The organism is Ensifer sp. Root31 (genome assembly GCF_001424825.1).
Classification (GTDB): domain Bacteria; phylum Pseudomonadota; class Alphaproteobacteria; order Rhizobiales; family Rhizobiaceae; genus Ensifer; species Ensifer canadensis.
This window is the reverse complement of the sequence record NZ_LMCO01000006.1, coordinates 329,046-355,791: the sequence shown is the minus strand read 5'-3', so window position 1 is coordinate 355,791 and position 26,746 is coordinate 329,046. Positions and strand designations below refer to the sequence as shown.

The following is a 26,746-nucleotide window of genomic DNA, read 5'->3' as shown; positions in this document are numbered from 1 at the left end:
ACCCGCATTCGTCCGAAGCGAGGAGGCTTCGGCGCTACAAGAAGGAGGAGGACAAAATGAACATCGCAAAAACGCTTTGCCTGGCCCTGGGCGTTGCCCTCAGCGCCGGCACCCTGCAGGCGCAGGAAATCACGCTGCGCTCGGCCGACATCCACCCGGACGGTTATCCGACCGTCGAGGCTGTGAAATACATGGGCGAACTGGTCGCCAAGCGCACCAATGGCCGCATCAAGATCGACGTCACCAACAATGCAGCGCTTGGTAGCGAAAAGGACACGATCGAGCAGACGCGCTTCGGCGTCATCGACATGAACCGCGTCAATGCAGCACCCTTCAACAACCTGGTGCCGCAGACCGTCGTGCTCGGGCTTCCCTTCCTGTTCCGCTCGACCGAGCACATGCACAAGACCGTCGACGGGCCGATCGGCGACGAAGTGCTTGCCGCCTTCGAACCGCACGGCCTGATCGGACTTGCCTTCTACGATTCCGGCGCGCGCTCGTTCTATTCCACCAAGAAGCCGATCGAGAAGCTGGCCGATCTCAAGGGCATGAAGGTTCGCGTCCAGCAGTCGGACCTGTGGATTGCAATGATGGAAGCGTTCGGCGCGAACGCCACGCCGATGCCCTTCGGCGAGGTCTATTCGTCGCTTGAGACCGGTGTCGTCGATGCGGCGGAAAACAACTGGCCGTCCTACGAATCCTCCAGGCATTTCGAGGTTGCCAAGAACTACACTCTGACCGAACATTCCCTCAATCCGGAAATCCTGGTGATCTCGAAGATGAGCTGGGACAAGCTTTCGCCCGACGACCAGAAGGTCCTGAAGGAATCGGCGAAGGAATCGGTGGTGAAGATGCGTGAGCTCTGGACGGCGCGGGAAAAGGCGTCGGAGGAAAAGGTTCGTGCAGCCGGCGCCAACGTCATCACCGTCGACAAGGCCGAATTCTCCGCGGCGATGAAGCCGGTCTACGATCGCTTCGTCACCGACCCACAGATGAAGGACCTGCTCGAGCGGATCCGCGCCATCAACTAGAGCAAGCTGCGTAAAAGTGTGCAGCGGTTTTGCGATGCCGAGATGCGAAAAATCAAGAGCTTAGCGAATCCTGGAGATCGCGACGCGCTTTAGCGGCATCCGATACGCCTGAGTGTCCGGCCCGATCGGTTGGACACTCCACTCGCCGGCAGCCAACGGAGGATAAAGGCAATGTGGCGTTTCTTGCAGGCTGTCAGGCCTGTGCTAGCCCGGCTCAGCCGGCTCTCGCTTTACATCTCAGGCCTCGGCCTCGTCACCATGACGGCAATCGTCGGCTGGCAGGTCTTCGCCCGCTATGTCCTCAACGACACGCCCAGCTGGTCGGAACCCCTGTCGCTGCATCTGATGTCCTGGTTCATCCTGCTCGGCGCGGCCGTCGGCGTGCGCGAGAGCGTGCATCTCGGGCTCGATTTCGTGCGCCATTCGGCATCGCCTGCGACGCAGCGCCTGATGGATATCGTCAGCCTTTCGCTGATCGTGCTCTTTGGCCTGGCCATGAGCTTCTATTCGACCATGCTTGCCGCCGGCACCTGGGCGGCGACCATCCCCGTGCTCGGCTGGCCGGGCGGCGTCGATTTCTTCCCGATGATCGCAGGCGGCCTGCTGATCGCACTGTTTGCGGCGGAGCGTCTTGCCGACGTTGTGCTGGGCGAAGCGCCCGTCGCCGATGTCGTCATTCAGGAGGCAGCATAGTGGCCTACAGCATTCTCTTCGGCACCTTCACGCTCCTGATGATGATCGGCATGCCGATCGCCTTTTGCCTTGGCATCGCGTCGCTTGCCACCGTCATCTACATGGGGCTGCCGCCGATCGTCGTCTTCCAGCAGATGAACTCCGGCATGAACGTCTTTGCGATGATGGCGATCCCGTTCTTCATCTTCGCCGGCGACCTGATGGTGCGCGGCGGCATCGCCGACCGCCTGATCCGCTTTGCCGCCGGCATCGTCGGGCATCTGCGCGGCGGTCTAGGCCAGGTCAATATCGTCGCCTCGACGCTGTTCGGAGGCATTTCCGGCTCCGCCGTCGCCGACGCATCCGCCGTCGGCGGGTTGATGATCCCGCAGATGGCGGCGCGCGGCTATGACCGCAGCTACGCCGTCAACGTCACGGTCAATGCGGCGATAATCGCATTGATGATCCCGCCCTCCCACAACATGATCCTCTATTCGATCGCAGCGGGCGGCAACGTCTCGGTCGCCGATCTCTTTACCGCCGGTATCCTGCCCGGTCTGCTTCTGGCTGCAGCCCTGATGGTCACAGCCTATGTGGTGGCGCGGAAGAAAGGATATCCGTCGGAACCCTTCCCTGGCCTGCGCCGCCTCGGCTTCTACTTTCTGGCTTCGCTTCCAGGGCTGCTCCTGATCGGCATCATCTTCGGCGGCGTGCGCTCCGGCATCTTCACGGCAACGGAAAGCTCTTGCATCGCCGTGTTCTATGCGTTGCTCGTTGCGATCCTCGTCTACCGCGAACTCGATTGGAGCGGCTTCGTCGAGGCGGTGCTGCAGGCGGTGCGCACCACCGCGATGGTGCTGCTGGTGATCGGCACCGCCGCCTCCTTCGGCTGGCTGATGGCGTTCCTGCAGGTCCAGCAGGGAATGGTCGCGGCGATCAGCGCGATCTCCGACAACCCTGTTATCGTGCTTTTGCTCATCAACATCATTCTGCTGCTGCTTGGCACGTTCATGGACATGGCGCCGCTGGTGATCATCAGCACACCGGTGCTTCTTCCTGTCGTCAAGGCGTTCGGGATAGACCCGGTGCATTTCGGCGTGGTGATGATCCTCAACGCCGGCATCGGCCTCAACACGCCGCCGGTCGGCACCGTGCTCTTTGTTGGCTGCGCCGTCGGCGGCATTTCGATCCGCGAGGCGATGCGCACCATCTGGCCGTTCTTCGGCGCAAGCATCGCCGTGTTGATGCTCGTCACCTACATCCCCGGCCTGTCCCTCTGGCTGCCAAGCCTGTTCCGATAGCGCAGGCGCTCTCAAGCCACGGCGATCAATGCGTCGGCGCCTAGAGCAATTCCAGGAAAAGTGTGAAACGGTTTTCCGTCCGGAATTGCGTTATTTCAACGAGTTAGATCATTTCACTGTTTCGGTGAAACAGTGAAATGATCTAGACAAGCGTGTGGATCAGCCGGAACCGTCCAGCTCCGACTGATCCACAATTCGACCGCATTGCCTCGGCATCGCTCCATCGGCACTGGCAAGGAGGCGAATCGCGTGGCTCGGCTGTCGGACGAAAAACGGTTCACCTCGCGCGAAGCGCGCATCGATGCGGCCGCCCACCGGTTGCTCGACCGGCTTCCTGACCGCGGCTTGCTTGGCGGCCTGACGGAGCTGCTGGTCTTCGGCATCAAGCAGGCTTTCGCATGCCTCTTCGGCGGCGCCATGCTGACGCTCATGATTGCAACCAAGCTGTTCTGGCCGGACGCAATCGGCTTTGCCCGCTATGATTTCCTTTTCCTCGCCGCACTCGGCATTCAGCTTCTGATGCTGGCCTTTAAGCTCGAGACCATTGCCGAAGCCAAGGTTATCCTGATCTTCCATATCGTCGGTACGCTCATGGAGATTTTCAAGACGTCCGTCGGTTCCTGGATCTATCCGGAGCCCAGTTTCTTTCGCATCGGCGGCGTGCCGCTCTTTTCAGGATTCATGTATGCCGCCGTCGGTTCCTACCTGGCGCGCGTGACCCGCATTCTCGACCTGCATTACACCCATTATCCGCCCCGCTCTGCGACGGTGCTGCTGGCGCTCGCCATCTATGCCAATTTCTTCACGCACCACTTCGTCATCGACCTGCGTTATCTGCTGTTTGCAATCATCGCGATCCTGTTCTGGCGCACGAATGTGCACTACCGTGTCTTCCGGTTCCGCCACCGCATGCCGCTGCTCATCGGTTTTCTGCTCATCGCTCTGTTCATCTGGTTTGCCGAAAATATCGGAACCTGGTCGCGCGCCTGGATCTATCCCTCGCAGCACGCCGGCTGGACACCGGTATCGCTGCAAAAGCTAGGCGCCTGGTATCTGCTGATGATCCTGTCCTTCGTTCTGGTCACGCTCGTCCACCGGCCGCGACCGCTACAAGCGATGCATCAGCCTCGGCCGGCCCGTGACCCGCAAGCGGTGACCGCTGAAGGGGGCGTCGTCATCCGCGAGGCGCCGCAGATCAGCTCGTGATATCAGCGTAAGATCCGCAAGGAAGGTGCGGCCGTCGTCATTTCAGCACTGCTCTCAGCCGGAGCGCGGCGAAATCGACGAATGCCCTGAGTTTCATCGGCACGAGACCCTGCGGCAGATAGACCAGTTGAACCGGCAGCGCCGGATGTTCGAAGGGTTCCAGCAACGGCACAAGCAAACGATCGGCGACGGCGCGTGCCGCCTGATAGGACAGAACACGCGTCAGGCCGAGGCCGGCAACCGCCGCGTCGACGGCAGCCTCCGCGGTGTTGACCACGAGGCGTGAGTGGATCGGCGTGGCCATCTCGCCCCTCTCATCGGCAAAGCTCCAGCTGCGGTTCGACATCAAACCTTCGAACGTGATGCAATCATGGTCGGCAAGTTCGTGCGGATGGCCAGGCTGGCCATGTCTGGCGACATAGCTCGGGCTCCCATAGACGACACGCCGTATCGTCCCGAGCTTAGTGGCGATCAGGTTGCTGTCCGGCAGGTTGCCGATCCTGAGCGCAACATCGATGTGATCGTCGATGAGGTTGACGAGCCGGTCGCCAAGCGACAAGCGCATGTTGACCTCAGGGTTGGCTTTCAGAAAATCGACGACGACCGGCAACACGTGCAGCCGTCCGAAAACGATCGGCGCCGTCATCGTCAGATCGCCCTTGACCGTCGAGTATTCGCCGGCCGCTACCCGCTCCGCCTCGTCGACCCGAGCAAGAATTTCCCGCGCCGCTTCGACATAGGATCGCCCTGCCTCGGTCAGCTGGATCCTGCGGTTCGTCCTGGTCAGCAATTGCGCACCGAGGTGGGCTTCAAGCTCCGAAACCTTGCGACTGACCGTCGCCAGCGGCATGCGCAGCTGCCGCGACGCGGCAGACAGGCTCCCGCCCTCGATAACACCGAGAAGCACGGTCATTGCATCCAGTCGATCCATCTGCCTTCCAATAATCGAGAGACCATCTATCACGAAGGCACTCTACAGCCAAAATCTGGAAGGGCATAGATTGCTGAAGAAGGCAGTTCATTCCGAACTGCCCGGAAGCGCCGAACGAGCTGCAATGATCCGGCTTTCGCAATCGCCAGACGCTGCCGAGTGACCGCATCATGCATCCGCCGACGCTCCAGATCGACGGACGCCGCTACCAAAGGGAACATGACCATGAAACTCTACCGCCACCCGCTTTCGGGCCACTCGCATCGCGCTCAGCTCTTTCTGGCTCTGCTTGGCGCGCCGCACGAACTCGTCGATGTCGACCTGATGGCAAGGGCGCACAAGGCGCCGGATTTCCTCAAGCTCAACGCCTTCGGTCAGGTCCCTGTGCTCGACGACGACGGCACCATCGTGACGGATTCCAACGCCATCCTCGTTTATCTCGCCAAGAAGCTCGGTCGCACCGACTGGCTGCCGGAAGACGCCGTCGGTGCGGCGAAAGTGCAAAAATGGCTTTCGGTCGCCGCCGGCGAGATCGCCTACGGACCGGCCGCCGCACGGCTCGTCACACTCTTCGGCGCAAACCTTCGCCCCGAAGAGGTGATCTCCCGAGCGCATCGCATCCTGGAACTGCTCGACGCAGAACTCACTGAGCGTGATTTCCTTTTGGGCAGCCGGCCGACCATCGCCGACGTCGCGCTTTACAGCTATGTCTCCAGCGCGCCCGAAGGAAATGTCGACCTCGGCAACTATGCCAACGTGCGCAACTGGCTGGGGCGGATCGAAGCCCTGCCCGGTTTCGTCGGCTTCCAGAAAACCGCAGCGGGCCTTGCCGCATGATTGTCCTGCCAGGGCGGACTGCTCCGCCCTGGCCTTTCTCATCAGAAAGGAAGCCACCGATGCTGGAGAAGATCGAGCCGACCCACGCCGCGTCCCCCTGGCATGAGGGCGAACTTGCCATTCAACGCAGCCTCGGCGTTGTCGACCGCATGGACGCGCCGGGCCGCAATTTCGTTCGTTCCTTCATGCCCGAGCAGCACCAGCAGTTTTTTCCGATGTTGCCCTTCATCGTGCTTGGAGCCGTCGATCCCGCCGGCGATGTCTGGGCAAGCCTGCGGGCGGGTGAACCGGGCTTCATGCAGGCGCCGGACGCACATGCCCTCAATGTCCAGCTGCCACGCGACCGAAACGACCCGGCCGACGGGGGCATGGAGGATGGCGCCGCCATTGCCGTGCTCGGCATCCAGTTGGAAACGCGGCGCCGGAATCGGTTGAACGGCACCATCCGACGGACAGCGGACGATCGCTTTGTTGTCGCCGTCGGCCAGAGCTTCGGCAACTGTCCGCAATATATCCAGTTGCGGGATTTTTCATTCACGCGGGAACCGAACGCTCCACCAAAGGCGCCCCCCGTTCACCTCGACGGTCTCGATGCGCGCGCGAAAGAAATCATCACCAACGCCGATGCGTTCTTCGTCGCCTCCTATGTCGACCGCGACAATGGCTTGCGCCAGGTGGACGTCTCGCATCGCGGCGGCAAGACCGGCTTTGTCCGCGTCGGCGAGGATGACGTGCTGACGATCCCCGATTTCGCCGGCAACAAGTTCTTCAACACGCTGGGCAATTTCATGCTCAACCCCAGGGCGGGCCTGCTCTTCGTCGATTTTGCGACCGGTGACATGCTGCAGATGACAGGTGAAGCTGAGGTGATCCTCACCTCGCCCGAAATCGACGCATTCCAGGGCGCCGAACGCCTTTGGCGTTTTCGACCGCGGCAAGTGGTCTATCGGCCTGATGGTTCGCCGCTTCGCTGGTCTTTCGAACAAGCAGGCTGGTCGCCCAATTCGCTGATGACAGGCGATTGGCAGCAGACGAAAGATCGCCTGCACGCCACTGCCCGCGCCGGAGAATGGCGGCCATTTCGGATCGTGCGGACAGAGGATGAGAGTGCGACCATCCGCTCGCTTTACCTGGAACCGGCCGATGACGCGGGTCTAGCACCGTTCCGGGCCGGTCAGCATCTGTCGATCCGGCTCAAGACGGAAGGCAAGCCGATCGTCCGAAGCTACACGCTTTCGGCCGCCCCCTCAGACGCTGCCTACCGCATCAGCGTCAAGCGCGACGGCACCGTCTCCTCCCTCCTCCATGGCCTCGGCCCCGGCGATGTCATCGAGACGCGCGCACCGGCTGGCAGTTTCGTGATCGACCCGACCGAACGCCGGCCGGCCGTGCTGCTTGCCGCCGGTGTCGGCATCACCCCGATGATCGCGATGTTGCGCCACATCCTCTACGACGGGCTACGCAACCGGCGTATCCGCCCGACATGGCTGTTCCAATCCGCCCGCAGTCTCGATGAACGCGCCTTCAACCAGGAGATCGCCTCCCTCGTCGATGCCGGCCAAGGCAAAATCCGCCTGACGCGCGTGTTCAGCCAAACGGATGGCGCACGCAAGGGCGAGGATTACGACACAGCCGGGCGCATCGACATCCCGTTGCTGCAATCCACCCTGCCCTTCGACGACTACGACTTCTATCTCTGCGGCCCGCGGGCTTTCATGCAATCGCTCTATGACGGACTGCGTGCGTTGAACGTCGCCGACGCCCGTATCCATGCGGAGACATTCGGCCTGTCGTCGCTGACCCGCAACCTCGACGCAGGATTGCCGACGGTGTCGAAGCCGCCTGCCAACACGTCGGTCCGCGTGATTTTTACCGACTCCGGCAAGGAAGCCCGTTGGCAACCGGGCGAAGGTACCCTGCTCGAGCTGGCCGAAGCCCGCGGCCTTTCGCCCGAATATGGTTGCCGCAACGGCAGTTGCGGCAGTTGCAGCACGCGGGTTCTGGAAGGCGAGGTCGCCTATCCCCAGCAACCGTCCTTCGAGGTCGGCCAAGGCGAGGCATTGATCTGCTGCGCCGTTCCGGCGGAAAATGACGGGCAGGCGCTCCAGTTGGCCGTCTAGACCCGCGGCACCGGGGCGCCCGACGACGGGTCAGGACCGTAGCGGCGGGCCATTCGGAGAATCGTGCAAGAATGCCGGAGTGCTGTTCTACCGCTCCATCGACCGGAGAGCGCATGGTGACTTTCAGAACCGGGGACGCCCCGGCCCATCGCGAAAGGAACCAAGCATGTCCGAGCTTCAAGGAAAAGTCGTCGCCATCACCGGCGCCAGCAGCGGCATTGGCGAGGCGGCCGCCCGATATCTGGCCGCCGCCGGTGCCCGCGTCATTCTTGGCGCCCGCCGCACCGATCGTCTGGAAACCCTTGCCGGCGAAATCCGCGCCGCCGGCGGCACCGCCAGCTTCAAGGCGCTGGATGTCACCGACCTTGCCAATATGCAGGCCTTCGTAGCCCATGCCGTTTCCGAGTTCGGACGGCTTGACGTCATCGTCAACAATGCCGGCGTCATGCCGCTGTCGCCACTTTCGGCCCTCAAGGTCAACGAGTGGAACCGGATGATCGATGTCAACATCCGCGGCGTGCTGAATGGCATCGCCGCCAGCCTGCCCGTGATGACCGAGCAGGGCAACGGCCAGATCGTCAACCTGTCGTCGATCGGCGGTCACGCCGTCTCGCCGACCGCCGCCGTCTATTGCGCCACGAAGTTCGCCGTCCGGGCGATTTCCGATGGCCTTCGCCAGGAAACCGATCGCATCCGCGTCAGCGTGGTCTCGCCCGGCGTCACCGAATCGGAACTGGCCGACAGCATCTCTGACGAGACTGCCCGCGGCGCCATGCGCGACTTCCGGCGCATCGCCATCCCGGCCACCGCAATTGCCCGGGCAATCGCCTATGCCATCGAACAGCCCTCAGATGTCGATGTCAGCGAAATCATCGTGCGCCCGACGGCAAGCCCGCACTAATCAGGTACAAGTGGAGCGCCCGCAGATGAACCGCACTTCTCGAACATCGGTGGCATTGGGCCTTGTCCTTTCCGCCCTGTCGCCAGATCCGCCATCCGCATAGGAGAAAACCATGCAACAGGCGCCGCATCCCTATGTCGGCATGTGGGTTACCGAAGACGGCCGCATCCGTCACCACCTGCTGCCTGACGGCCGCTATGACGAAGCGCGCGGCAAACGGCAGAGCGCCTATCAGGGCCGTTACTGGGTGACCGGCAATCATATCGACTATGTCGACGATACCGGCTTTACCGCCGACGGCGATTTTGTCGACGGCGTGCTCTATCATGCCGGCATGATCCTGCGCCGGGAAGATTAGGCCAAAGAGAGCGGCGGCTGGCGGCATCCGCCGCTGCCGCACCAATTATCCCGTTGAACTTGCGCCCGGAAAAGGTCAGCCTCTGCCGGACGCCAATCCCGCACAAAGGAAAACGTCCTTGGGCGATCTCGACGAATTCCAGTACCTGATGGAGCGCAACAGCGGCATCGACGGCGTGCTGTCGACGGCGATACCGCGCCTCATCCTGATCCGATCGTCGAGCCCAACCGAGCCGATCCATACGTTACATGAACCCGCCGTCTGCTTCATCGCGCAAGGATCCAAGCAGGTGATGCTGGGCGAGACGGTCCACACCTACGATCCAAACCGGTATCTCACCGTTTCCGTCGACCTGCCGGTCATCGGCCAGGTCATCGACGCGTCACCGGAAAAACCCTATCTCTGCCTGCGCCTCGACCTCGACCCGACGATGCTGAGCGCATTGGTGCTCGAGGCTGGCCACTCGCCGATCGATGGCGGCGTGCCCGGACCCGGGCTGTTCCTCAGCGACACCACCGCCGAGCTGCTCGACGCGATCGTCCGGCTGCTGCGCCTGCTCGACCGGCCGGAGGAAATCGCCGTGCTGGCGCCGCTGGCGGAACGCGAGATCCTCTACCGTCTGCTGATGGGTGAGCAGGGTCACCGACTGCGCCAGATCGCCCGCTCCGAGAGCAAGCTGACCCAGGTCAACCGCGCGATCGACCTCATCAAACGCGACTTCCGCAAGCCGCTGCGCATCGAAGATCTGGCAGCAAAAGCCAATATGAGCCTCTCGTCCTTTCATCAGCATTTCAAGGCGGTGACGGCGATGAGCCCGCTGCAATATCAAAAGCAGCTCCGGCTGCAGGAGGCTCGACGATTGATCCTCAGCCAGGCGATCGACGCGGCCACGGCCGGGCATCATGTGGGCTACGACAGTCCTTCGCAGTTTTCGCGCGAATACGCCCGACTTTTCGGTGCGCCGCCGCTACGCGACATCGCGCGGCTGCGGGCTGCACCTTCCTATCTGCTTGAGGCCTGAATCGCTTCAGGTGCTGGAACCGCGCCGGCACTTTGGCTATTGATAACGCAGACTGCGCCAAGCCACCGGCAGCTCCAGAGCGGGACCCGTTATGAACGACCAACAGATCCGCGACATCATCCTCTGGCTGTCGGAAGAGGGCCTCAAGGGCCTCCAAGAACCCGAGATGCTTGCCGGCTTCTGCGAGCGCTGCATTGCCGCGGGCATGGACATTGCCCGTGGCCAGGGGCTGATCGACACGTTGCATCCGGAATTCGAGGGCCGCGCCTTCCAGTGGAACCGCGAAAGCGACGTGGCGCCGGAGGTCGTGCAATATTCCTCGACCACCGGCGGAGAAGCGCAGGCGAATTGGCATCGCTCGATCTTCTACCACATGCTGACGGCGTGCGAGCCGGAGCGGCGCGTGCGCCTCGCAGACGAGCGCTCGGTGCAATATCATGTGCTCGACCGCCTGAAGGCGGAAGGCCACACCGATTGCATCAACATGATCCATCACTTCACCGACCAGGGCCGCGTCGGCGAGATGGATTGCTTCTATTCCTACTGGACCACACGCCGGCAAAGCGGCTTTGCCGAAGAAGAAATCGCCGCCCTTCGCATTCTCCTGCCGACCCTTGCGCTGGCGGTAAAGACCACGTCCTGCGTCCGGATCATCAGCACACTCGCCGATGTCTATCTCGGCGCCGATGCCGGCCGGCGCGTGGTCGAAGGCAGCATCGTGCGCGGCGAGGCCGAGCGCATCGAAACCGTCATGTGGTTTTCGGACCTGCGCAACTACACCCGGATCTCCGACACAGCCGCCCCGGAAGACATCATTCCCTTCCTCAACGACTATGCGGGGATGGTCATCTCAGCCATCCACGATCACGGCGGCAGCGTGCTCAAGCTGATCGGCGACGGCGTGCTTGCCATCTTCAATGCCGACGAGCCAACGACTGCCTGCGCCAACGCGACCGCCGCCGAGCGGCAATTGCGGCGCATGCTGGTGGCGCTGAATGCGCGCCGGCAAGAGGAGGGAAAGCCGACAACCGACGTCTATCTCGGCCTGCACATCGGCGAGGTCTTCTACGGCAATATCGGCAGCCAGAACCGTCTCGACTTCACCGTCGTCGGCCCCGCGGTCAACGAAGTCAGCCGTATCGCCTCGATGTGCCGCTCGGTCGAACGACAGGTGATCATGTCGGCGGATTTCGTCGAGGCCTGTCCGCCTGAGCTTCAGGCAGACGCTGTTTCGCTCGGACGTTTTGCCCTGCGGGGCATTGCCCGGGCAAAGGAACTGTTCACCTGGGATCCGGAACTGCCGACGGATTGATGCACATTATCGATCGCGACCCTTGGCGAACACGCCAGCCAGCCAGTCGATGAAGACGCGCACGCGCGGCGAAAGCTGGCGGTTGCGCGGATAGAGCAGGAAAACCGGCGTCGGCGTCGGACGGCAGTTTTCAAGCACCTCGACCAGCGTACCCTCGTGGAGATCTCGCTCGACATGGTAACGCGGCACCTGAATGAGCCCCAGCCCCAGCCTTGCGGCAGCAACGAAGCTTTCGGCCGCATTGACCGCGACCGTCACCGGCAGTGCGACATGTTCGACCTTGCCCCCAACCTGGAATTCGAGCGGTATCGGAGCGCCTGAAGTCGACGAACGAAAGCCGACCATGCGATGCCCATCCAGGCTATCGAACCTTTCGGGCCTGCCGTGGCGGGCGATATAGTCGGGTGACGCGCAGGTGATCTCATCGAGCATCGTCATGCGCCGCCCGATCATATCACTGTCCTGCGGCTCGCCGACCCGCAGCACACAATCGATGCCTTCCCGAATGAGATCGACCAGACGGTCGCCCTCGCTCATGTAGAGCTCGATCTCAGGATAGGTCGCGAGAAAGGCGGGCAGGCTCGGCAGCACGAAGTGGCGTGCCAGCGTTCCATGCACGTCGATGCGAAGCAGGCCTTTGGGCCTGGCGCCGGCAAAGGCGCCTTCTGCATCTTCGATATCGTCGAGAATGGAGATGCAGCGCTGGTGATAGGCAGCACCGTCCAATGTCGGACTGACATGGCGCGTCGTGCGCTGCAGCAGGCGAACACCCAGTCGTGCTTCCAACTGCTTGACCGCATCGGTCACCGTCGAGCGCGGCAGGCCAAGATCATCAGCGGCTTGCGTGAAACTGCGCCTTTCAACGACGCGCGAGAACACGCGCATGGCATCGAACCTGTCCATTTGTTCGTAATCTCCGGATTATGTTGCCGGATTATGCATGATTATCCGAGTCACGAAAGACGTCATCTTCTCCTCACCAACAAGCCAAGCGCTTCACAACGAAGGAGAAACATCATGCAGGAACACACCAACAGGGTCGCCATCGTTACCGGCGCCTCGCGCGGCATCGGTGCGGCGATTGCCGAACGCCTGGCCGCCGACGGTCTCACGGTCGTCATCAACTATGCCGGTGACGCCGCTTCCGCCGAGAAGCTGGCACGAAAGATTGAGGAGAAGGGTGGCCGCGCCCTAACCGCCAGGGCCGATGTTGCCGATCCGGAAGCGGTGAAGCGCCTGTTCGACGCAACCGAGGCTGCGTTCGGCGGCATCGACATACTGATCAACAACGCTGGCGTCCTGAAGACCGCCGCTCTTGCCGAAACCAGCGACGAGGAATTCGACCGTCACTTCGCCATCAACACCAAGGGCACCTTCAACACCCTGCGCGAAGCCTCAAAACGCATGCGCAGCGGTGGCCGCATCGTCAACTTCTCCTCGACGACCCTCGCCCTCAACCTGCCGGGCTATGCGGTCTACAACGCCACCAAGGCCGCAGTTGAAGCGCTAACACACGTTTTTGCCAAGGAGCTTCGCGGCCGCGACATCACCGTCAACGCCGTGGCGCCAGGCCCGATTGCGACCGATCTGTTTCTGTCGGGCAAGAGCGAAGAGCTTGTCGCCCAGTTTGCCAAGATGCCGCCGCTTGAGCGGCTCGGTCAGCCGGACGACATCGCCAGTGTCGTCGCCTTCCTTGTCGGTCCCGATGCCGGCTGGGTCAACGGTCAGATCCTGCGCGCCAACGGCGGCGTTGCCTGACATCCGCGCCCATCCCCACTCATATCCCCTTTTCGAACGAAGGAGCAGAACCATGTCTTCCGTCATTCTTGTTACCGGGGCCGGCTCCGGCATCGGCAGGCTTTCCGCCGAAGCACTTGCCCGCGCCGGACATACCGTCTACGCCTCGATGCGCGGCATCGACGGCCGTAACAGCGACCGCGCCTTGGAGATGCGCGCCGCCGCCGAGCGCGGCGGATACGATCTGCGCCCGCTCGAACTCGATGTGTTGTCACAGCCCTCCGCGGACGCCGCCGTTGCGACGATCATCGCCGAACAGGGCGGCATCGACGTCGTCATGCACAATGTCGGTCACCTCGTCATCGGCCCGACCGAGGCGTTCACGCCGGAGGAACTGGCCAAGGTCTTCGATACCAACCTCTTCGGCGTGCAGCGGGTCAACCGCGCCGTGCTGCCGGAAATGCGCAAGCGTGAACAAGGGCTTGTCCTGTGGATCAGCAGCACCACCACCAAAGGCGGTTTCCCGCCCTTCCTCGGACCCTATGCAGCTGCCAAGGCGGCGATGGATTCCCTTGCCGTTACCATGTCCTACGAACTGACGCGTTTCGGCATCGAGACCTCGATCGTCGTGCCCGGCGCCTTTACCCGCGGGACCAATCATTTCCCGACCGCCGGGCGCCCAGCGGACGAGGAAACGGTCGCGGCCTACGCCCGCTATGACGGTCTCCTGGACCAGGTCGGCGAGCGCCTGAGCGAGTTGACGCCGGATGATGCCGATCCACGGGCCGTTGCCGACGAAGTCGTGCGCATCGTCGGCCTGCCGGAGGGATCGCGCCCCGCGCGATCGGTCATCGATTTCGTCGGAGACGGTGCTGCGGAAGTGATCGAGGTCGCCGAACGCATGCGCATCGACTTCGCCCGGCGCATCGGCATCGCCGACCTGCTGTCGATCGAAAAGACCCAAGCCTGACCCCGTCCGTCAGACAACCGCCCATTCAACCCATTTCGAGGATATGTCATGACCGCGCAAACAGAACCAACCGGCCGAGCGCCCTCCGCCTGGAAATTCAATCTGCTGACGCTCGTGGCGGCAACCACGGCCGCCGTCGCTGCCACGACTTCGGCAAGCGTCGGCTGGCCCGTCTGGGCGATGTTCATGGGGTGGGTCGCGTTCTTTACCCGCGGTCACACGGCACGTGAGGCATTGACCAGCTACATCTGCCTTGCCGTCGGCATCGCCATCGGCATGGCTGCGGCCCTCGCGCTCCGGGCTTTGATGCCTGCAATGGGGGCGCTGGCCTTCGGGCCGGTCGTCTTTGTCGTCGCGATGATTGTGGTGTCCTTACGGGCAACCGCCCCAGTCAACAACGTGCCTGCCTATTTTCTTGGCCTGATCACATTCTTCGCGGCGCATCTGGAGCCCGGATGGCTCGCGTTTTGCGAACTGGCTGGTGTCGCCGGCCTCGGCTGCGCGGCCGCATGGGCGGCGCATCGTCTGCAGGGGGCCATCGGGCGCTGACCACCACGGCTCCGGCGCAAGCGCCGGGGCTTTCCCTTGCTGGCCGAGCGATCAATACGAAAGGTCGAACCGTCCGTTCGAATTACTGGCTTACCGCACCAGCGGAAAGCCGGGACTGGTGGCGCTGCCAGAGTTCGGCCTGTACCTCGGCCTGAAATGCCATGACCTGCTCACGCATTTCCGCATCGGAGCAGCCGAGCGCAAGCAACTCGTCGGCAAGTGCCCGGCATTCCCGCCGCCAATATTGCACGGCGTCGTCACCATGGAGGTCTTCGAGTTCGGCAGCACAGATGCGAATGGTGCTCAGTCTTCTTGCCATCGGAAACGGGACGACATCACGTCCGCCAAACACCGCCGCTTCATCTGATCTATCGCCTGCCATTGCTTCATTCGCTCCCCTGCTGATTCCCTCTTCTACGGAGCTTATGGTTAACGTTTTCTTCCCTTTCCCACGTTCCGTCTCATCCGGGGATTACATGCCCGGGTTGGTGCGCTTTGTGACAGCATCAATTCGCTTTTTCGGTCGCATATCTGTTGGCTTCCGGGTAGAAACATGACATTTGAACTCAGATTTTACGGCCGTTCCCAAGCGGCTGCCCATGTGAGTGCGGTTGTCATGTTGAAGCGCTTCTTCGCGTTCTACCGGCCCTATGGCGGCCTCTTCATTCTCGACTTCACCTGCGCGGTGTTGTCCGGCCTGCTGGAGCTCGGCTTTCCGGTCGCGGTCAAGCTGTTCGTCGACCAGCTGCTGCCGAGCCAGGAATGGACACTGATCCTGCTCGCCTCCGTCGGTCTTCTCGTCGTCTATCTCGTCAATACCGGCTTGATGGCGACGGTCACCTATTGGGGACACATGCTCGGCATCAACATCGAAACCGATATGCGCCGCATGGCTTTCGATCATCTGCAGAAGCTTTCCTTCAGTTTCTTCGACAACCAGAAGACCGGGCATCTCGTCGGGCGCCTGACGAAGGACCTCGAAGAGATCGGCGAAGTCGCTCATCACGGCCCCGAAGACCTTTTCATCGCGATCATGACCTTCATCGGCGCGTTGCTTTTGATGATGACGGTGCATTGGCAATTGGCGCTGATCACGGCGGCGGTCGTGCCGATCACCGCCTGGGTCACCAGCCGCTACGGCGGCCGGATGGCCAGCAACTTCCGCAACCTTTATGGCCGCGTCGGCGACTTCAACGCCCGCATCGAGGAAAATGTCGGCGGCATCCGCGTGGTCCAGGCCTTCGTCAACGAAGAGCACGAGCGCAACCTGTTCGAGACCGACAATCAGAACTACCGCCAAACGAAGCTCGAGGCCTACCGCATCATGGCCGCCAGCACCTCGCTCAGCTACATGAGCATGCGGCTGACGCAGTTGATCGTAATGATTACCGGCAGCTACTTCGTGCTGACCGGACAATTGAGCAATGGCGGCTTTATCGGCTTCCTGCTTTTGGTCGGCGTCTTCTTCCGCCCGGTTGAGAAGATCAACTCGGTCATCGAGACCTATCCCAAGGGCATCGCCGGCTTCAAACGCTTCATCGAGCTGATGGAGACCGAGCCTGACATCGAGGATCGTCCGGGCGCCGTCGACGTGTCCGGCCTGCGCGGCGACATCACCTATCGCAACGTCTCATTCGGCTACAGCCCCGACAAGCCGACCATCGCCAACATCGACCTGACGATCAAAGCCGGAGAAACCGTGGCCTTTGTCGGCCCCTCGGGCGCCGGCAAGACGACGATCTGCTCGCTGCTGCCGCGGTTCTACGAGGTCGCCGAAGGCAGCATCACCGTCGACGGCGTCGACATTCGTGACATCAAGCTCGCCTCTCTTCGCGGACAGATCGGCATCGTGCAGCAGGATGTTTTCCTGTTCGCCGGCACAATCCGCGACAACATCGCCTATGGACGTCTGGGCGCAAGCGAAGCCGATATCCTCGATGCCGCTCGCCGGGCCAAACTCGACGGCATGATCGCGGCTCTGCCCGACGGCATGGACACGGTCATCGGGGAGCGCGGCGTCAAGCTATCCGGCGGTCAGAAGCAGCGCCTGGCAATCGCCCGGATGTTCCTGAAGAACCCGTCAATCCTGATCCTCGACGAAGCGACATCGGCGCTCGACACGGAAACCGAAAAGGCGATCCAGCAATCGCTTGCCGACCTTTCCAAAGGTCGAACCACACTGGTCATCGCCCACCGCCTGGCGACGATCCGCGATGCCGACCGCATCATCGTCGTCGACACGAACGGCATCAGCGAACAAGGACCACACGACACGCTGCTCGCCGCCAAGGGCACCTATAGCCGGCTTTATCACGCCCAGGCCGGATTGCGTTGAGGCCGGCGCAGCGCGGTTGCACTTGCGTTGACGGAGCGGTAGGTACGAAGCCGATCCGCCCGTCCGGGCGGCAGGTTTCCTTCCCGACCGACTGGCCCCATCGACTGGGCCTACCGACTGGCCCCACCGACTGGCATTGCGCACCATGACCACCCTGGATCTTCCCGCCCTCGAACGAGCCGTCCTCGCCTTGCCGCAGCAATACAGGGGGCCCGGCGGCGTCGTCGGTGTCGCCAGGGACGGCGAGGTCATCCTCAAGCACGTCTGGGGCTATGCCGATCTTACGGCGCGCAAGCCGATGACGGCAGGCACGCTGCTGCCGATCTGCTCGATCAGCAAACAGTTCACCTGCGCGGTGTTGCTCGACACGGTGGGCGATCCCGCCAAGCTCGATGGCGCACTCGATGCCTACCTGCCGCTGATCGAAGGCAAACGTCCGAGCGTGGCGCATCTCTGCCACAACCAGTCTGGCCTGCGCGACTACTGGGCCCTGACGGTGCTGCAGGGCGCCATGGCCGACGGCGTCTTCCGCCGTGAGCACGCCCGGCCGCTGCTGTCGCGCGCCCGCTCGACGCATTTCGAGCCCGGCACGCGCTATTCCTATTCGAACGGCAACTACCGTATCCTGGCCGACCTCATCGAAGATTTTTCGGGTCGATCGTTGTCCGAGCTCTACGACCGCAGCACTTTCGGTCCGGCCGGCATGACCACGGCCGCCCTCACCCCCGATACCAGTATCTCGCCGAACGGCGTGATCGGCTACGAGGGCAATGAGACCACAGGCTATTTCGAGGCGACCAACCGGATCTACTGGGCGGGGGATGCCGGTATTTCGGCGACGCTTGACGACATGCTCGCCTGGGAGCGCTTCATCGATCGTACGCGTGACGACGAAGCCGGCCTCTACCGCAGGCTTTCCGCGCCGCAGACCTATGCGGACGGGCGGGCAGCAACTTACGGCTTCGGCCTTGCCCACGAACGGATCGGCGACGTCGCGATCACCGGCCATGGCGGCGCCTTGCGCGGCTTCCGCAGCCATCGCCTTCATGCGGCCAGTGAGCGCCTCTCGATCGTCGTGATGTTCAACCACGAGGCCGACGCCCATGCCGCGGCGACGGCACTGATGAAGGTCGCGCTCGGTCACCGCGATGCCGAGGCGGCAGCCGGCGACTGGAATAGCGAACAGTTCGGCACCTATCTCGAACCGGAGACCGGCCTGGCGCTGTCGACGCGGCCGTTGGGATCGGGGCGGCTTGAACTGCGCTTCGCGACGGCAGGAGAATCGCTGCAGATCGCAGCGGACGCTATCGCCCGCTCCGGATCGGTTTCGTTGACGCCGAACGGCACCGGCCTGCACATGGAGCGTGAGCGCGAGAACCTGCAGACGACGGCCGAGAGGGTTGCCGGCAAGGCAAAGCCTGACATAGCCGGTCGTTACCACTCCGCAGAACTCGACGCCGATATCGAAATCGTTTCCACCAACGGCATCTTCTTTGCCGGTTTTAATGGCATGCTCGGCAAGGGTGCGATGCATGCGCTGCGGCCGTTTGCCGATGATGTCTGGCTGCTCAGCTGCAAGCGCTCGATGGACGCGCCGGCGCCCGGCGACTGGACCGTACGGATCCACCGCAGCGGACAGGGCGCCGTTTCCGGCCTGACGATCGGATGCTGGCTTGCCCGGCAGATCGACTATATCAAGGTCGACTGAACGACGGTTCCGAGGCTTCGCGACAGGCGCCGGCAGCCAGAGATAGATGGAGACGACCCGAAGTGAGGCAGAAACGGCCGGCAGCAGGACGAGGCGAAGGCACTGGACGCATGACCGGCGACATCGGCAAGCGCGTAACCATCGCCCGTGCCCTTTCCAAGCTTGGCTACTGCTCGCGGACGCAGGCGGAAAAGCTGGTGCTTGAGGGCCGAGTCAGCATCGGCGGCCGCAAGACCACCGATCTAGCCCAATGGGTCGATATCGAAAAAGACCGCATCGCCGTCGACGGCAAGGCCGTTCTGGCGGAAGACAAGATCTACCTGATGCTCAACAAACCGCGTGGCCTGGTGACGACACGGCACGACCCGGAGGGGCGCCCGACCGTCTTTGATTGCCTGAGCGAGAGCGATGCACAGTTCCTCTCGCCGGTCGGTCGGCTGGACAAGGCGAGCGAGGGCCTGCTGCTCTTCACCAACGACACCGTGCTCGCCCAGCGCCTGCTCGACCCGGAAACCCATCTCGGCAAGGTCTATCATGTCCAGGTACCGGGCGAGATCGGCGACGCCAAGCTCCGGTCGATGGTCGACGGCGTCGACGAGGGCGGCGAGCATTTGCGCGCTGCGCGCGCCGGACAGTTAAGAGGCGGCGAGAAGAACAGCTGGATCGAGGTCGAGCTGCACGAAGGGCGCAATCGCCAGATCCGCCGCATGCTCGACGTCCTCGGCTTCGAGGTGCTGCGGCTCGTGCGCGTCTCGATCGGCGACATCGCGCTCGGAAAGCTTGCGAAAGGCGCGACGCGTCCGCTGACAACAGACGAAGTGCAGTATCTGAGGCAGCGTACGGGACAGCAATAGCCGCCGAACGGCCGTTCGCGGGCAGCGTCGCCACGACCGCGGTGATCCGCGGCGCCCGCAATGGGTGGAAATCCACCCACCAAGCGAGCCTCTTGTTTCCGAATCCACCCAAAACCAGACAACCGTCGGCAGAAATGCACGGCAACGCACGGCGAACCCGTTGTCTGTGCTAAGATTGCCTCTGCAAATGGGTCAACCAGAATCGGCATGGGAGGAGCCTTGCCGGCTGGTCGATATTTCATCCGGGAGGAAAAGATGAAAACCCTGAATGCGCTTCTTGGCGCCGTTGCCGCGCTGTCCCTGTTTGCCGCTTCCGCCAATGCGCAGACCTATCCCGAACGCTCGATCACCATGGTCGTTCCGTTCTCGGCCGGCGGCCCGACGGATACCGTCGCACGCCTCGTCGCCGAATCCATGTCGAAGGATCTCGGCCAGCAGATCATCGTCGAAAACGTCGGCGGCGCCGGCGGCACTTTGGGCGCCGGTCGCGTTGCCCAGGCCGATCCGGATGGCTACACGGTACTGCTCCACCATATCGGCATGGCAACCAGCGCCACGCTCTACCGCAAGCTCGCCTATGACACGCTGAACGCGTTCGAGTATGTCGGTCTCGTCACCGAAGTGCCGATGACGATCGTCGCGCGCAAGGATCTCGAGCCGACCGATCTCAAGGGCCTCGTCGAATACGCAAAGGCGAACAAGGACACGGTCACCGTTGCCAATGCCGGCATCGGCGCTGCCTCGCACCTCTGCGGCATGATGTTCATGAGCGCCATCGAAACGCCGCTGACCACCGTTCCCTACAAGGGCACCGGTCCGGCGATGACCGATCTGCTCGGCGGCCAGGTCGACATCATGTGCGACCAGACCACCAACACCACCAAGCAGATCCAAGGCGGCACGATCAAGGCCTATGCCGTCACTTCGCCTGAACGTCTCAAGGTCTTCCCGGACCTGCCGACGACAACGGAAGGCGGCCTTCCGGGGCTGCAGGTCGGCATCTGGCACGGTGTTTATACGCCGAAGGGCACGCCGGCCGAAGTCAACGAGCGGCTGTCGAAGTCGCTGCAGGTGGCACTGAAGGACCCGAATGTCGTTGCCCGCTTCGGCGAACTCGGCACGGTACCGTCGAGCGAAGCCGATGCCACCCCGGCAGCGCTGAAGGCTAAGCTTGAAAGCGAAATCACCCGCTGGAAGCCGGTCATCGAAGCCGCCGGCCAGTACGCCGACTAAATTGAGACGCTGCCCGCCACGATCCTTAAGCCAAAGCGGCCCGGATCGTGGCGGGTTTGTCGCCTGAGGCAGGGCATACGGCATCGCCGGAGGGTAATCGCGCCGGCCGTCGGCTTCGGTTACACTTCAAGGTGTCATCCGATCGTCAGCCGCAAGACGTCACTGGCAACTGGCAGTCCGAGCTTGAGTTCGACCCTTCCCGGTCGGCGCTCAGCCAAAAAAAACCAAATGGGGACACGATGAAATCAATCTCCTTCGACACCACCAATGCGCTCTGTGGCGGCCTCCTGACGGCCGTCGGGCTGTTCTTCGCCTGGCAGGCGTTCAACCTTGAGCTCGGCACCGCCTTCCGCATGGGCCCGGGCTATTTCCCGCTGGTGCTCGCCGTCATCCTGACGCTTCTCGGTATCGTGATCCTCGTCCAGTCGACCCGGGTCCAGGGAGAGCCGATCGGGGCTATCGCCGTGCGCGGCATGTTGTTCATCCTGCCGGCGCCGGTCTTCTTTGGCCTGACGGTTCGCGGGCTCGGCTTTGTGCCGTCGCTGTTTTTTACGGCACTGATTGCCTGCTTTGCCTCCGGTCGCATGAAACCGTTGACCGCCATCGCCCTGTCGCTGGCGCTGACGGCTTTTTCGGTCGCGGTCTTCAGCTACGGCCTCGGCTTGCCCTTCCAGCGCTTCGGCCCCTGGACCCAGTACTAGGAGAGGGATGATGGATCTATTCAGCAATCTTGCACTCGGATTCACCACGGCCGCCTCGCCGGAAAACCTGCTCTTCTGCCTGATCGGCGTTCTGCTCGGCACGCTGATCGGCGTGCTGCCCGGCATCGGGGCAACGGCGACCATCGCCATGCTGCTGCCGATCACCTTTCAGCTGGAGCCGGTCTCCTCGCTGATCATGCTCGCCGGCATCTATTACGGCGCACAATACGGCGGCTCGACCACGGCGATCCTTATCAACATGCCGGGAGAATCCTCGTCTGCCGTCACCGCGATCGACGGTTACCAGATGGCCCGCAAGGGCCGCGCCGGTGCCGCACTGGCAATCGCCGCGCTCGGCTCGTTCTTCGCCGGTACGGTCTCGACCTTCCTGGTCGCGGTCTTCGCCCCGCCCCTGACCGAGATCGCGCTGAAGTTCGGCGCGGCAGAATATTTCTCGCTGATGATCGTCGGCCTCGTGTCGTCGGTCGCGCTGGCACACGGATCAATCGTCAAGGCCTTGGCGATGGTGGCGCTCGGCCTCTTGCTCGGCCTCGTCGGCACCGACATCTACACCGGCACGCCACGCTTCACCCTGGGGATCCGGGAATATTCGGACGGCCTGAACTTCGTCGCCCTGGCGGTCGGCGTCTTCGGCATCGCCGAAATCCTGCGCAACCTCGAAAACGAGCGCACGCGCGAAGTGCTGATGGCCAAGGTCACGGACCTGATGCCGACGCGCGACGACTTCAAGCGTATGGTCGGCCCGGTTCTGCGCGGCACCGCGATCGGCTCGGCGCTGGGCATTCTGCCCGGCGGCGGCGCCATCCTCGCGGCCTTCGCCTCCTATACCGTCGAAAAGCGCGTCTCCGACCGACCGGAAGAATTCGGCCACGGCGCCATCGCCGGCGTCGCCGGCCCGGAAAGCGCCAACAACGCCGGTGCCCAGACCTCTTTCATCCCGCTCTTGACGCTCGGCATCCCGGCAAACCCGGTCATGGCGCTGATGATCGGCGCGATGATCATCCAGGGCATCGTACCCGGGCCCAACGTTGCAGCAGAACAGCCGGCGCTCTTCTGGGGCATCATCGCCTCGATGTGGATCGGCAACCTGATGCTGGTGGTGCTGAACCTGCCGCTGATCGGGCTGTGGGTGCGACTGTTGAAGATCCCGTATTATGTCCTCTTCCCAATCATCATGGCGTTCTGCTCGATCGGCGTCTACAGCGTCAACTCCAACGTCTACGACCTCTACGCCGTCGCCTTCTTCGGCCTCGTCGGCTACCTGCTCTTGAAGCTGCGCTGCGAACCGGCTCCGCTGCTGCTCGGTTTCGTGCTTGGTCCGTTGCTGGAAGAAAACCTGCGGCGGGCGATGATCCTGTCGCGCGGCGATCCGACCACCTTCGTCACGCGGCCGATCAGCGCGATCCTGCTGTTGATCGCAGCCATGGTGCTGGTGGTGGTGTTCCTGCCGAGCGTCAAGGCCAAGCGCGAGGAGGTTTTCGTCGAGGAAGAATGATCGACGGGATGCGGCATTCTGCCCCTGCGCGGTTTGCCACATTGAGGTTTGTCAATAACGTCGCCTATCCCTGAGCCATCAGATTGGCACAGGGATAGGCAAACCGAATGAAGCCTCGCACGAGGATCAGAATGCAGCAGGTCATGCGCATGTTTTGCGCGATGGCCGTGCTGCTTCTCGGCTTCGCGCACCAGGCGCCCGCAGGGGCAACGGCGCTTTCCGCGACGGAGCGGGCACAGTTCGCGCTGCCCGACGGCTCACTGCCCGACCTCTGCCTGCCCACAGCCGCCGACGACGACGGCAACGGCAAACAACTCTCCCACAGCCACTTCTGCGGCGCCTGTCGCATCTTCTGGGCTCACTTGCCCGCACCGGCCGATGCCGCGCGCACCATCGTGCGCAAGTCCGAGACGGTGCTGCCGCCGGAACAGCCGATTGCATCCGCGAGGTCACAGCTCCCGCCCAATGCCAGCCCACGCGGGCCGCCAGCATCGAGCTCCCACGCCTGAGCCCCTGTCACGACCGATCGTGACTGAACGCTGATGTCGATCTCCGACGCGTCGCTCAGCGACGATGCCGACGAGATCGCAAGACGGATCGCCACCATGCCCGATACGATCACTTTCGCGGAAACAACACTTCCGCCCCCGCCAACGGCGGCCTTTTCGACGACCAAGCTCTCCCCCAACCGGCAGCGACTGGTAGGAGAGCACGCCACTCTGCTCTTCCAGGGAGGGCGAAACCGCCATCTCTATCGCGTCGTCGACGGCTGTGTCGCGCTGTCGCAATTGCTCGACGACGGCCGTCGCCAGATCACTGACGTACTCGGCCCGGGACGGCTCTTCGGCTTCACCCATGACGGCCGCAATATCGCCACCGCCGAAACATTGACCTTCGCCCGGATAGAGACGCTCGCCGCCAGCCAGGTCGAAGACGGCGACCACGGGCCGGCTGTCGCCGCCGAACTTAAGGCGACGCTGCACCGGATGCAGGCACACGCAACCCTGCTCGGACGTAAGACAGCGACGGAGAAGGTTGCCACGGCGCTCATCGATCTTGCCGACCAGTTCGCATGGCGCGGTCGCGCCGGAAGCGCCGCCCGGTTCAGCTTCAACCTCTATCTCTCGCGTGCCGACCTGGCTGACTGGCTGGGCCTGACGGTCGAGACCGTCAGCCGCTGCCTCAACCGTTTCAAGCGCGACGGCCTGATCGACTTCAGCCACCCGAAGACGGTGCGCATCCTCGAAGAACTGCACTTGCGGACGATGGCAGGGCTGGTGCGCAGAGACTGACACTCGCGCAAAACCAGCTATTCCAAAAGATCACAGCGGGCTTCGCGCCCGCCCCGAAAGAAAGGCTTGAAAACAATGATTGCGAAAATGGTCTATCACGTGCCGGTGTTCGGCTGGATGCTCAAGGAAGCGGCGCACGGCTCCGGCACCGCCAAGGTGCTGTTCCTCATCAACTGTATGCTGATCTGGCTGCTGGCGATCATTGCCTTCGGTTATCCTGCCATCATCATTCCGGCGCTCGCGTTGGTGCCGACGGTCTTCGTACTCCTGATCCTGATCACCACAGGCTAGCGGGCGCCGATCGCATGAGAGCCTGTGGCTGTTGCGAGAAAGACACGCGACATCATCGTGGATTGCGACCAATTCGGCGCGCCGGGGGCGTGGAATTCGCTGCTCGACACGCACCTGGCGGGCGTGATCATCGAGACCGTACTTTCGGCTCATGCGCATGCATCCGCAACGGACGCCACGGCGAAGCGATAAATTGTCTCCGCCTTGGCGACAGCCGCGAGGGCGGCGATGCCTTCCTCCCTCAGCTTCGAGATCTTTTAGCGCGACTCTCACTAGCATATGAGTGGTCTTAAGCAATTCGGCCACTTCATCGATCTCAAAACTGCATCGGCTACCGGCTCATGCGCTCGGGCGGCATCTATCAGTGGGAGTTCACCGAGAACGGCCGCGATGTCTCGGTGGCGGTACGTGGCCAATCGATCGTGACCGAGTCCCATTCAGCGATCGAACTGGCGCTGGCCGGTGTTGGTTTGGCTTACGTATTCGAGCCGCTCGTGCAGGTTGACATCGCGGCAGGCAGGCTAGTTCAGGTCCTGACCGATTATGCGATAGAGGAAGCTGGTCTCTTCCTCTATTATCCGCGCCGGGCGGAACTTGCGCCGAAGCTCCGAGCATTCATAGAGACAGCCCGCGGTATCGGCCGCAGTCGCGCTGCTCATTAGGTTGTTCATCATCACAGGATCGCGGTCATGCCGCCATCAATGAATGCAGCGATCTGTTCATATGGCTGTGGCGTTCTCGTTGGGGACAGCGGCGCGCTTGCTCGCGTTATAGGCGCATAGCTCGGGCCTACGGCAGTCTGAGCGGCCGCGACCCGGATGGTTCTCATCTCATGCTCTTTGATGTCGACGCTATTACCGCCGCTGATCGGGTCAAAAAGAACTAAGTACAACGAGTAGCAGAGTCGACTGTCCAGCATCTTTAAGAGCTAACTCATATTTCTGCTTTCAGCCCTTAGCGGTCGTGATCGCTTGCCGCGAATCACGCAACTCGCTAGGTTCTAAGCTGCAGGCTCGACCCAAGCCTCCCCCCTCCTTTCGGGAAAGCATCGCACATGTAGGGTGAGGCTAAATCATCGAACCATCTGTTCGAGCATCGCATTAGGAGGGGTTGCGTTTCGGCTCGCAATGGAGGTCTCTGATGAAGCTTTCTGCACCGATATTTCAACTTAAACGTCGGGCCAAGTTGATGGCACGCAATAACAATTTTTCCCTGAACGAAGCATTAGACCAGATCGCCCGAGAAGAGGGGTTTGCAAAGTGGAGCCTGCTGTCGTCTCGGATGTCTTCCGCGACGCTTTCCGAAACGATACTGTCGCGCCTGGATAAGGGCGACCTGCTGCTACTCGCGGGTCGTCCTGGGCATGGCAAGACCACGCTCGGTCTTCAGCTTCTGATTGATGCAGCCCGAGATGATCGCGGGGCGTCGTTGTTCACATTAGAATTCACAGAGCAACAGGCCAGGAGGCACCTCAGAACACTAGAAGGGGATGGTGGCAGTGTTGCCGATGGAGTGCAGGTTGTTACCGCTGATGAAATCAGTGCGGACTACATCATCCAGTACATGTCGGGATCGGAGCCGGGAACAGTCGCTGTAATCGACTATCTTCAGTTACTCGATCAGCAGCGGAGCAAGCCTGTTCTTTCCGAACAGGTACAGACCCTCGGAGATTTCGCGCGACGATCCGGTGTTGTTCTGGTGTTCATTTCGCAGATCGACAGGTCGTTTGATACCGAAAGCAAACGCCTTCCCGACATTCGCGATATTCGTCTTCCAAACTTTGTCGATCTAGGCCTTTTCAACAAGGCATGCTTCCTTCACAACGGCGAAGCGCAGCTACAAGACGTCGCCTGATTGCATGCCGCGACCA

28 protein-coding genes are annotated in these 26,746 nt (G+C 62.3%); 25 read left to right on the top strand and 3 right to left on the bottom strand.

Annotated elements, in window-relative coordinates; translation table 11 throughout:
- Positions 1–56: 56 nt before the first annotated feature.
- The 4 genes from ASD00_RS08560 to ASD00_RS08545 all read left to right on the top strand — a co-directional run bounded on the left by ASD00_RS08560 (position 57) and on the right by ASD00_RS08545 (position 4,210).
- Positions 57–1,031 carry a TRAP transporter substrate-binding protein gene (locus ASD00_RS08560; RefSeq protein ID WP_057206047.1) on the top strand — a complete coding sequence of 325 codons (975 nt, stop codon included), beginning with the start codon at positions 57–59 and terminating at the stop codon, positions 1,029–1,031.
- Positions 1,032–1,202: 171 nt separating this feature from the next.
- The gene (locus ASD00_RS08555; RefSeq protein WP_057206043.1) at positions 1,203–1,724 is read left to right on the top strand and encodes a TRAP transporter small permease; all 522 of its coding nucleotides are present in this window, start codon (positions 1,203–1,205) and stop codon (positions 1,722–1,724) included.
- Positions 1,724–3,004 carry a TRAP transporter large permease gene (locus ASD00_RS08550; RefSeq protein ID WP_025429916.1) on the top strand — a complete coding sequence of 427 codons (1,281 nt, stop codon included), beginning with the start codon at positions 1,724–1,726 and terminating at the stop codon, positions 3,002–3,004. The genes ASD00_RS08555 and ASD00_RS08550 overlap by 1 nt, the downstream gene beginning before the upstream one ends.
- A 258-nt stretch (positions 3,005–3,262) precedes the next feature.
- Positions 3,263–4,210 (top strand): DUF817 domain-containing protein, encoded by a 948-nt coding sequence (locus ASD00_RS08545; protein ID WP_057206174.1) that lies wholly within the window; start codon positions 3,263–3,265, stop codon positions 4,208–4,210.
- A 37-nt stretch (positions 4,211–4,247) separates the two neighbouring features.
- Here the strand turns inward: ASD00_RS08545 and ASD00_RS08540 are convergent, their stop codons facing one another.
- On the bottom strand, positions 4,248–5,141 hold the full coding sequence (locus tag ASD00_RS08540) for a LysR family transcriptional regulator (RefSeq protein WP_025429914.1): 894 nt from the start codon (positions 5,139–5,141) through the stop codon (positions 4,248–4,250).
- A 225-nt stretch (positions 5,142–5,366) separates the two neighbouring features.
- Between ASD00_RS08540 and ASD00_RS08535 the strand changes: the two genes are divergently transcribed.
- The 6 genes from ASD00_RS08535 to ASD00_RS08510 all read left to right on the top strand — a co-directional run bounded on the left by ASD00_RS08535 (position 5,367) and on the right by ASD00_RS08510 (position 11,690).
- Positions 5,367–5,978, top strand: a complete 612-nt coding sequence (locus tag ASD00_RS08535; RefSeq protein WP_057206041.1) for a glutathione S-transferase — start codon at positions 5,367–5,369, stop codon at positions 5,976–5,978.
- Between the two features lie 59 nt (positions 5,979–6,037).
- Positions 6,038–8,098 (top strand): pyridoxamine 5'-phosphate oxidase family protein, encoded by a 2,061-nt coding sequence (locus ASD00_RS08530; protein ID WP_057206039.1) that lies wholly within the window; start codon positions 6,038–6,040, stop codon positions 8,096–8,098.
- 166 nt (positions 8,099–8,264) lie between these two features.
- The gene (locus ASD00_RS08525; protein ID WP_057206037.1) at positions 8,265–8,999 is read left to right on the top strand and encodes an SDR family oxidoreductase; all 735 of its coding nucleotides are present in this window, start codon (positions 8,265–8,267) and stop codon (positions 8,997–8,999) included.
- Positions 9,000–9,111: 112 nt separating this feature from the next.
- Positions 9,112–9,357, top strand: a complete 246-nt coding sequence (locus ASD00_RS08520; protein WP_025429910.1) for an Atu4866 domain-containing protein — start codon at positions 9,112–9,114, stop codon at positions 9,355–9,357.
- Between the two features lie 118 nt (positions 9,358–9,475).
- Positions 9,476–10,378 (top strand): AraC family transcriptional regulator, encoded by a 903-nt coding sequence (locus ASD00_RS08515; RefSeq protein WP_025429909.1) that lies wholly within the window; start codon positions 9,476–9,478, stop codon positions 10,376–10,378.
- A 91-nt stretch (positions 10,379–10,469) separates the two neighbouring features.
- Positions 10,470–11,690: an adenylate/guanylate cyclase domain-containing protein gene (locus tag ASD00_RS08510; RefSeq protein WP_057206035.1), complete on the top strand. Its 1,221-nt coding sequence runs from the start codon at positions 10,470–10,472 to the stop codon at positions 11,688–11,690.
- Between the two features lie 6 nt (positions 11,691–11,696).
- On the opposite strand, the gene ASD00_RS08505 is transcribed toward ASD00_RS08510, so the two are convergent.
- A complete protein-coding gene (locus ASD00_RS08505) occupies positions 11,697–12,593 on the bottom strand; it encodes a LysR family transcriptional regulator (protein ID WP_025429907.1) in 897 nt (298 codons plus the stop codon).
- 114 nt (positions 12,594–12,707) lie between these two features.
- Here ASD00_RS08505 and ASD00_RS08500 point away from each other — a divergent pair, with 114 nt between their 5' ends.
- Genes ASD00_RS08500 through ASD00_RS08490 form a run of 3 tightly spaced genes read left to right on the top strand, consistent with a single transcriptional unit; the run spans position 12,708 to position 14,946 of the window.
- Positions 12,708–13,448 carry an SDR family oxidoreductase gene (locus ASD00_RS08500; RefSeq protein WP_025429906.1) on the top strand — a complete coding sequence of 247 codons (741 nt, stop codon included), beginning with the start codon at positions 12,708–12,710 and terminating at the stop codon, positions 13,446–13,448.
- Positions 13,449–13,500: 52 nt separating this feature from the next.
- Positions 13,501–14,397 (top strand): SDR family oxidoreductase, encoded by an 897-nt coding sequence (locus tag ASD00_RS08495; protein ID WP_057206033.1) that lies wholly within the window; start codon positions 13,501–13,503, stop codon positions 14,395–14,397.
- A 48-nt stretch (positions 14,398–14,445) separates the two neighbouring features.
- Positions 14,446–14,946: a DUF1097 domain-containing protein gene (locus tag ASD00_RS08490; RefSeq protein WP_057206031.1), complete on the top strand. Its 501-nt coding sequence runs from the start codon at positions 14,446–14,448 to the stop codon at positions 14,944–14,946.
- 82 nt (positions 14,947–15,028) lie between these two features.
- Here the strand turns inward: ASD00_RS08490 and ASD00_RS08485 are convergent, their stop codons facing one another.
- Positions 15,029–15,328: a DUF6074 family protein gene (locus ASD00_RS08485; protein ID WP_025429903.1), complete on the bottom strand. Its 300-nt coding sequence runs from the start codon at positions 15,326–15,328 to the stop codon at positions 15,029–15,031.
- Positions 15,329–15,562: 234 nt separating this feature from the next.
- On the opposite strand from ASD00_RS08485, the gene ASD00_RS08480 reads away from it, so the two are divergent.
- The 12 genes from ASD00_RS08480 (at position 15,563) to ASD00_RS08425 (ending at position 26,730) form a co-directional block, all read left to right on the top strand.
- Positions 15,563–17,281 carry an ABC transporter ATP-binding protein gene (locus ASD00_RS08480; protein ID WP_057206029.1) on the top strand — a complete coding sequence of 573 codons (1,719 nt, stop codon included), beginning with the start codon at positions 15,563–15,565 and terminating at the stop codon, positions 17,279–17,281.
- Positions 17,282–17,426: 145 nt separating this feature from the next.
- Positions 17,427–18,989: a D-aminopeptidase gene (locus ASD00_RS08475; RefSeq protein ID WP_057206027.1), complete on the top strand. Its 1,563-nt coding sequence runs from the start codon at positions 17,427–17,429 to the stop codon at positions 18,987–18,989.
- 110 nt (positions 18,990–19,099) lie between these two features.
- Positions 19,100–19,843, top strand: coding sequence for a pseudouridine synthase (locus ASD00_RS08470; RefSeq protein ID WP_081788994.1), 744 nt, complete (start codon positions 19,100–19,102; stop codon positions 19,841–19,843).
- A gap of 255 nt (positions 19,844–20,098) precedes the next feature.
- A complete protein-coding gene (locus ASD00_RS08465; RefSeq protein WP_025429899.1) occupies positions 20,099–21,076 on the top strand; it encodes a tripartite tricarboxylate transporter substrate-binding protein in 978 nt (325 codons plus the stop codon).
- 239 nt (positions 21,077–21,315) lie between these two features.
- Positions 21,316–21,777 (top strand): tripartite tricarboxylate transporter TctB family protein, encoded by a 462-nt coding sequence (locus ASD00_RS08460; RefSeq protein ID WP_025429898.1) that lies wholly within the window; start codon positions 21,316–21,318, stop codon positions 21,775–21,777.
- Positions 21,778–21,787: 10 nt separating this feature from the next.
- Positions 21,788–23,293, top strand: coding sequence for a tripartite tricarboxylate transporter permease (locus ASD00_RS08455; RefSeq protein WP_025429897.1), 1,506 nt, complete (start codon positions 21,788–21,790; stop codon positions 23,291–23,293).
- 131 nt (positions 23,294–23,424) lie between these two features.
- Positions 23,425–23,802 (top strand): hypothetical protein, encoded by a 378-nt coding sequence (locus ASD00_RS08450; RefSeq protein ID WP_057206025.1) that lies wholly within the window; start codon positions 23,425–23,427, stop codon positions 23,800–23,802.
- A 33-nt stretch (positions 23,803–23,835) separates the two neighbouring features.
- Positions 23,836–24,585, top strand: a complete 750-nt coding sequence (locus ASD00_RS08445) for a helix-turn-helix domain-containing protein (protein ID WP_057206023.1) — start codon at positions 23,836–23,838, stop codon at positions 24,583–24,585.
- A 75-nt stretch (positions 24,586–24,660) separates the two neighbouring features.
- Positions 24,661–24,876: a hypothetical protein gene (locus tag ASD00_RS08440; protein WP_038578024.1), complete on the top strand. Its 216-nt coding sequence runs from the start codon at positions 24,661–24,663 to the stop codon at positions 24,874–24,876.
- 24 nt (positions 24,877–24,900) lie between these two features.
- Positions 24,901–25,068 (top strand): hypothetical protein, encoded by a 168-nt coding sequence (locus ASD00_RS39850; RefSeq protein ID WP_156585501.1) that lies wholly within the window; start codon positions 24,901–24,903, stop codon positions 25,066–25,068.
- 149 nt (positions 25,069–25,217) lie between these two features.
- Positions 25,218–25,538, top strand: a complete 321-nt coding sequence (locus ASD00_RS08435; RefSeq protein ID WP_244496028.1) for a LysR substrate-binding domain-containing protein — start codon at positions 25,218–25,220, stop codon at positions 25,536–25,538.
- Positions 25,539–26,016: 478 nt separating this feature from the next.
- A complete protein-coding gene (locus ASD00_RS08425; protein WP_057206019.1) occupies positions 26,017–26,730 on the top strand; it encodes a DNA helicase in 714 nt (237 codons plus the stop codon).
- Positions 26,731–26,746: the final 16 nt, after the last annotated feature.

Coding starts and splice junctions, on each gene's coding strand:
- ASD00_RS08500 (WP_025429906.1), top strand. CDS start 12,708: ATGCAGGAACACACCAACAGGGTCGCCATCGTTACCGGCGCCTCGCGC.
- ASD00_RS08495 (WP_057206033.1), top strand. CDS start 13,501: ATGTCTTCCGTCATTCTTGTTACCGGGGCCGGCTCCGGCATCGGCAGG.
- ASD00_RS08450 (WP_057206025.1), top strand. CDS start 23,425: ATGCAGCAGGTCATGCGCATGTTTTGCGCGATGGCCGTGCTGCTTCTC.
- ASD00_RS08435 (WP_244496028.1), top strand. CDS start 25,218: ATGCGCTCGGGCGGCATCTATCAGTGGGAGTTCACCGAGAACGGCCGC.
- ASD00_RS08510 (WP_057206035.1), top strand. CDS start 10,470: ATGAACGACCAACAGATCCGCGACATCATCCTCTGGCTGTCGGAAGAG.
- ASD00_RS08475 (WP_057206027.1), top strand. CDS start 17,427: ATGACCACCCTGGATCTTCCCGCCCTCGAACGAGCCGTCCTCGCCTTG.
- ASD00_RS08455 (WP_025429897.1), top strand. CDS start 21,788: ATGGATCTATTCAGCAATCTTGCACTCGGATTCACCACGGCCGCCTCG.
- ASD00_RS08555 (WP_057206043.1), top strand. CDS start 1,203: ATGTGGCGTTTCTTGCAGGCTGTCAGGCCTGTGCTAGCCCGGCTCAGC.
- ASD00_RS08460 (WP_025429898.1), top strand. CDS start 21,316: ATGAAATCAATCTCCTTCGACACCACCAATGCGCTCTGTGGCGGCCTC.
- ASD00_RS08485 (WP_025429903.1), bottom strand. CDS start 15,328: ATGGCAGGCGATAGATCAGATGAAGCGGCGGTGTTTGGCGGACGTGAT.
- ASD00_RS08440 (WP_038578024.1), top strand. CDS start 24,661: ATGATTGCGAAAATGGTCTATCACGTGCCGGTGTTCGGCTGGATGCTC.
- ASD00_RS08490 (WP_057206031.1), top strand. CDS start 14,446: ATGACCGCGCAAACAGAACCAACCGGCCGAGCGCCCTCCGCCTGGAAA.
- ASD00_RS08535 (WP_057206041.1), top strand. CDS start 5,367: ATGAAACTCTACCGCCACCCGCTTTCGGGCCACTCGCATCGCGCTCAG.
- ASD00_RS08445 (WP_057206023.1), top strand. CDS start 23,836: ATGTCGATCTCCGACGCGTCGCTCAGCGACGATGCCGACGAGATCGCA.
- ASD00_RS08530 (WP_057206039.1), top strand. CDS start 6,038: ATGCTGGAGAAGATCGAGCCGACCCACGCCGCGTCCCCCTGGCATGAG.
- ASD00_RS08425 (WP_057206019.1), top strand. CDS start 26,017: ATGAAGCTTTCTGCACCGATATTTCAACTTAAACGTCGGGCCAAGTTG.
- ASD00_RS08540 (WP_025429914.1), bottom strand. CDS start 5,141: ATGGATCGACTGGATGCAATGACCGTGCTTCTCGGTGTTATCGAGGGC.
- ASD00_RS08470 (WP_081788994.1), top strand. CDS start 19,100: ATGACCGGCGACATCGGCAAGCGCGTAACCATCGCCCGTGCCCTTTCC.
- ASD00_RS08465 (WP_025429899.1), top strand. CDS start 20,099: ATGAAAACCCTGAATGCGCTTCTTGGCGCCGTTGCCGCGCTGTCCCTG.
- ASD00_RS08520 (WP_025429910.1), top strand. CDS start 9,112: ATGCAACAGGCGCCGCATCCCTATGTCGGCATGTGGGTTACCGAAGAC.
- ASD00_RS08560 (WP_057206047.1), top strand. CDS start 57: ATGAACATCGCAAAAACGCTTTGCCTGGCCCTGGGCGTTGCCCTCAGC.
- ASD00_RS08480 (WP_057206029.1), top strand. CDS start 15,563: ATGTTGAAGCGCTTCTTCGCGTTCTACCGGCCCTATGGCGGCCTCTTC.
- ASD00_RS08505 (WP_025429907.1), bottom strand. CDS start 12,593: ATGGACAGGTTCGATGCCATGCGCGTGTTCTCGCGCGTCGTTGAAAGG.
- ASD00_RS08525 (WP_057206037.1), top strand. CDS start 8,265: ATGTCCGAGCTTCAAGGAAAAGTCGTCGCCATCACCGGCGCCAGCAGC.